Source organism: Thermogutta sp., from assembly GCF_014359955.1.
Lineage (GTDB): Bacteria > Planctomycetota > Planctomycetia > Pirellulales > Thermoguttaceae > Thermogutta.
Window position 1 is genome coordinate 1 of record NZ_JACIYL010000237.1, and the last position, 5548, is coordinate 5548.

General features: G+C 58.3%; 4 protein-coding genes. 3 read left to right on the forward strand and 1 reads right to left on the reverse strand.

Annotated features, from left to right (window positions below):
* The 3 genes from H5U08_RS09000 to H5U08_RS09010 all read left to right on the forward strand — a co-directional run.
* The coding region (locus H5U08_RS09000; protein WP_297032323.1) for a hypothetical protein at window positions 1-811 on the forward strand (811 nt) is incomplete at its 5' end.
* A 397-nt stretch (window positions 812-1208) separates the two neighbouring features.
* Window positions 1209-2516, forward strand: coding sequence for a lactate racemase domain-containing protein (locus tag H5U08_RS09005; RefSeq protein WP_297032326.1), 1308 nt, complete (start codon window positions 1209-1211; stop codon window positions 2514-2516).
* 233 nt (window positions 2517-2749) lie between these two features.
* Window positions 2750-3400: a hypothetical protein gene (locus H5U08_RS09010; protein WP_297032327.1), complete on the forward strand. Its 651-nt coding sequence runs from the start codon at window positions 2750-2752 to the stop codon at window positions 3398-3400.
* A 174-nt stretch (window positions 3401-3574) separates the two neighbouring features.
* Here H5U08_RS09010 and H5U08_RS09015 read toward each other — a convergent pair whose 3' ends face one another.
* Window positions 3575-5086: a PQQ-binding-like beta-propeller repeat protein gene (locus tag H5U08_RS09015; RefSeq protein ID WP_297032329.1), complete on the reverse strand. Its 1512-nt coding sequence runs from the start codon at window positions 5084-5086 to the stop codon at window positions 3575-3577.
* Window positions 5087-5548 lie beyond the last annotated feature (462 nt).

A 5548-nucleotide genomic window follows, 5' to 3' on the forward strand; every position in this document is an offset into this window, starting at 1 on the left:
ACTGGGGCTGGATCTTCCAATGGTGTACGGCGTGGTATGGGGACTGGGCCTGGATTTTCCAATGGCGTACGGCGTGGAGTCCATAGACGGCTACAGCGAATTCGTCCGCCAGACACACGAATACCGCCGCGTACTCGACGGTTTGACCACCGCGCCTTTGCAGACGCTTCGAAAGTACGGCGTTCAGTACGTTGTGCTCCATCGAACGGCCGCTCAGCCGGTTCGCAGCCCAAGTTGGGATGCGCGGTGGGCCGAGACCCAAAGCCTCTTCGACGACCCTCGGATCCGCGCCTGGTGCCGAAGCAAGGTACCGGTCTATTCCGACGAATTCGTCGCTGTGTTTCCCGTGTCGGAATCCGATCCCCTTGCTTTTTGGGAAGAGCCCGAGCTGGAGCAGGCTGCGGCTCCCTCACCATCCACGGGGCTCACCCGGAAGGTTTCAGCGGAAAACGGCGCACTGCGCGGGGGGCCTTCACGCTGCCGGCCTGCCCCGTTGCGTCGCCCAGGTGGCGCGGTCGTAGTGGTGAACTGTGAGGACAAACCGGAAGGTGGACGACTCGTCCTCAATTATCTGTGGCGAAAGGGACTGGTGGCCACGGCCGACGGCCAGTTTCTGCCAATTGGGTCCGACTCGTGGGGACGAACTGTGGTCGCAGTTCCTGCGGGGACCCGGGAGCTGGTGGTTTCGTACCAGCCACCGTGGAAGAGTGGCGTCGGAGTCGGGCTCTGCGCGTTGGTTCTGGCCGTTCTCCTTGCGACAGCCGCGGCAACGCCTCCCATCAGACGAAGCGACCCCATGCCGTCGCAGTGAAGATCCTCCGCTGTGGGGTGGAGTTTGCTCGGTGGTCGGGGCAATTCATGAATGAGTCGTACCGAAATCGTCGGGTGATGCTTGATGGGCTGGACGGGCGATTCATGAATCGCCCCTAGCGTGATTGGCTGAGGAGGGCAGCAATCCGTATCACTTTGTCAGGTCCCAGCTGGGCCTCTCTTGCGCTTAGCCAGAAACGTCACGGGCCTGTTTTACTGGCTGGCCGCGTAAATTGGCCAATCCTTTCGTCCCAAGCGCAAACTTCGCCCAGCGGGTATGTGGAGACCGGTTGCGTCGCGGGCTCCCCAGCCTGCCACGGGCGCGTCATAATAAACCAATTCCCCTGGCAGAGTTTGACATCAGATGAACACCTCAGCAAAGGAGAGTACGACCGCCTATGCCCTGGTTTTATGAGCGAGCATCGCAGATTGGGTGGCCCCGTATTCGCGAACTGATGGAACGAGCGCTGGACGAGGCCCGGACGAGAATTTGCCGTTTCCCCAAACGGGTTCTCCTTCTCCCGCCCGACATCACGCGGATGCACTCCGGTGCGGGCAAAATGACCGAGATGCTCTATCAAATGCTGGCCAGGGACGCCGACGTGCACGTCATCCCCACATTGGGCCAGCACGAGCCGCACAGTCGCGAACAGAATGCCCGAATGTTTGGAAGCATCCCCCATGAACGGATTCACGCCCATCACTGGATTGACACCGTCGTCCCCGTGGGCGAGGTCCCCGCCGAGTTTGTCAGGGAGGTCAGCCGGGGGGCCGCAGACTGGGCTATTCCCATCGATCTGAACACGATGCTCATGCGGGAAAAGTGGGATTTGATCATCAACATCGGGCATGTGGTTCCCCATGAAGTGCTGGGTTTTGCCAACCATAACAAGAACTATTTCATTGGTTTGGCGGGAAAGCGGACTATTTGTGCCTCGCACATTGCGGCGGCCTGTTGTGGGATAGAAAACAATCTGGGGACGCTCATCACACCGGTTCGGGCGTGCTTCAACAAAGCAGAGGACGATTTCCTCGGTTCGCTGCCGGACTTTTATATCCAAATAGTCATGGCCCGCAATCCCGAGGACCAGCTCGTTCACACGGGGATTTATGTAGGCGACGACCTGGACACCTACTTGATGGCCGCGCGACAGTCCCGCGAAGAAAATATCAAGGTGTTTGAAGAGCCACTGCAAAAAGTCGTTTGCTACATGCAGGAAGACGAATTCGTCAGCACCTGGGTGGCGAACAAGGCGATCTATCGTACCCGAATGGTCATGGCGGATGGCGGCGAACTCATTATCATCGCCCCTGGACTGAAACGGTTTGGTGAACAGGAAGAAGTGGATCGATTAATCCGAAAGTACGGGTATGTGGGAACGAAGCGGATCATGGAACTCTATCGAACGAACGCAGATCTCCAGGATCTCGCCCACGCCGCAGCCCATCTCATTCATGGTTCCTCGGAAGGCCGTTTCACCATCACCTATGCCCCCGGTCATTTGACGCGTGAGGAGATCGAGGGAGTCAATTTCAAGTACGCAGATCTCCAGGAAACCCTTCGCCGCTATCCGATCGACAGGCTCCGCGAGGGCTGGAACACAACCGCTGACGGCGAGACGATCTATTACATTCCCACACCTTCTGCAGGTCTTTGGGCCACCCGGAAGAAACTTTACGAACGGCCCCCCGGCTTCGAATGCTAACCCGGAAGTGCCACCCGCAGCACGCCGCCGGGCAGAGCCCTGGGACTGATCGGGCCTAAAAATCCCCGAATATGGTGCAGCCCGAGACGGCCTGGGTGTGGTTATCGGGCTAACAGTGCGCTTCGTCGAGATATCGCCGGAAAATATGCTATATTCTTGACAGAGAAGCTTTTCCGTGCGAGTAAACCAACTCGTCCTTTTCTGTTTCAGGTTTCTTCCCAGGAGGCGTGCTGGTGGCGCAGGGAGAAAAATCCCCGAGGCCCTCATCTTCGGAAAATCAGGGGACGGTCGTCCACCGGGGAACAGAGATCAATTCGCCGGCTGATGCCGCCACCCCGGCTCCTCGTGCACCGCATCGCAGGTGGGCCTTGCTGGAAGTCCTGGCCGTTTTCCTGGGAATTCTTCCTACCTTTTTCATCGGCCTGCTGGCAAGCTCCCATGTCCACTGGAGCCAGTGGCTTGAAAAGCTGGGACTGAGTGAAGCCTGGGGAGCGTCCCACTCTCGCCCCGCACCGGCCGCCAAATGGCTCGGCAATGGTGAAGCCGATTTTGGAGATTTTTGCGTCCGTGTTTACGATCCGGCCAGCGGGCTTATCCGCGAAACGAGTTTCCAATTTCGGGTGGTCACTACCTTCGATGATCCTGAAAGTTTTGGCCGTTTTATCCAGTCCTTCGGTCACCTTATTCGAGACGAGGTCCTCGTTACCGTTCGGGCAAGCAGTCCCTCCGAACTTCAACAGGTGGATTATCTGGCGAGAAAAGTCGTGACGCGCGTCAATCGGCTGCTCGGGCAACCTATACTGAAAACCGCCCGCATTGAAAATTTCTCCCTTGCCGAGCGGACTGTGTCCAAGCGTGATGCAACGTCCGAATCGGTTCCCTAATTCCGCGCGTCGTCTTCCCTGATTGGTAGGGGCCCGCTTGGCATCAGCACCTGTCCGTAGTGCTGTCCCCAGTCGCGCGCACTTTTGCGAGACCTATTGCACCTCGCAGCGACCGACTGCCGCCCGCACATTGCCGACCGTAGGAGACAATCACAGGCCAGCAGTCAAGCTGCATCATTGGAATGGGTTTTCACCGACGGGAGGAGTTGGAGTCGGTGTTGTGGGCTGCGGTTGAGCCTGGGGCTGAGCCTGCGCCGGTTTCGGTGGTTGTTTCGGGGCCTGGGTGACAGGCACCACATGCTGGATGGGCTTTGTCAACCTGCTCTCTCGCAAGCACTGGATCAGGCCCCGCTCGTTCGCCAGATAGATTCGATCGGTTTGCGAATTCATGTATCGCAGCGGATAACGGGTCACATCGAACTGTCCCTGCCGAGAACCAGTTTGGATATCCATGATGACCAACTGATTGATCCCGTCGATTCCGTAAACACGCTGGTCGCTCGCCGCCACAAATTGTCTGATTCCGCGTCTGAACCAGACCAGCTCCCCGGTGGTGGCCTTGACGCGATACAGCCCGCCGGTTTGCGTCGTGAAGTAGAGATCATCGCCCACAAGAGCTGGTGACTGGTTAATGGGTTCACCCGTTGAAAACCGCCACAGGACTTTGCCGTCGTACTCCCTTAGTGCGTGGATGAACCCGTTGGTGGTCGCCACAAACAGCATGCGATTGGGATCATTGGGAAGCGTCGGATCCCCCGGACGGACACACGGGGGCGCCACAATATCTCCGTTGGTCTGCAAAAAGTATTGAACCTGGAATCGCAATTCTGCACGCACATCCAGTTCCGCGACGAAGAGTAATCCCTCGTCTGTCGGCCAGGCCACCCGCTCGCGCGTGGAATCAGCATAGGTGAGCCGAGGTTCCACCAGGGCATGCCCCCAGGACATCACAAACAATCCCGGTCTTTGCTTCGTAGAGAGACGAAGTTCCTCTTTGGCTATTGGTTGAGCGGTCACGGTAGCTTCGGGAGGCGTTTCCGTTTCTGCCGGTTGCGAAGTTTGCTGAGCGCCAATCCCTCGATTATTGACGGTCGGCTGGCTCGCGCCTGGTTGCGCAGATAAACCGGTCTCTATTGGTAGCGTTCCGGTAGCCGCGATCATCTCGGGAGTGGCCCATTCAAATCGGTAAGACTCGATCTTCCCGCGAATGAGCGGCACAAACACATGCGTGGGGCTCAGAGCCGGGCCGGCTCCCACCGCACCTTCGGTCTGTCGCTTCCAGAGGATGACCCCCGTGTGCCGGTTCAGAATGTAGATCGTGCTTCCATTGACGACCGCGACCAGATGCTCGCCAGCCGTCGGCTTCAAGGTGAGCAAATCGGGACTTCCCACAGTCGTCGCCCACAAAGAACGGCCCGTCTCGGCGTCAAACGCCTGAAGAACGGCCGTGTCTGTCACGACAAACAGCGTCCCGCGATCCAGAAGCCAGTCTGTCATCCTTCCAATGGTGGGGTCCACCTGCACCTGATTGAACCAGGCGAGTTCCAATCCATAGGGAGCCAGTTGCTGGGGCCGAATAAGATCCGGGGCCGTCGCCTGAGAGTTTGATTGGCCGCCAAAAATTCCCAGCAGAAGAGCTGCCATCACCAGACCCAACCGGGCATCTTTCATCGCGCGTTGCGTCATCTCTCTGCCTCGTATGGCAATTCAAGCGTTCACCGTCACGTGTACCCGTCCGAAAAGCTGCCTCACCCTATCCGTCCCCGCTCCCCGGACGCAAACCCCCACCGACAACCTGTCCGCCGGACACATCGCGGGGAAGTCCTCCTCATCCGGCTATTATCCATGATAATTGGGCAGAGTGGAAAAGAAACGCTCTTTTTCCAGGTTATTCTTTGACAATTTTTCCGTTTTTCGGTCAGTCGATCTCCGCCGTTCTCGGAGTTCACCTGCTATTGCCGCAGGCGTCGGACGAGAACGTCGGCTCACAGTGCGACAGAACGCCAGTCTTTCTTCTCCCGGACCGCGTGCTCGTCCCGGCCGAACCGGCCGATTTCCGGAAGGGCAATCCACGCATCAACCCGCTGCACTCGGGGCGTAGCCAATGTCGCCGGATTATGGCAGGCAGCGTCACGCGACCATCCCCAC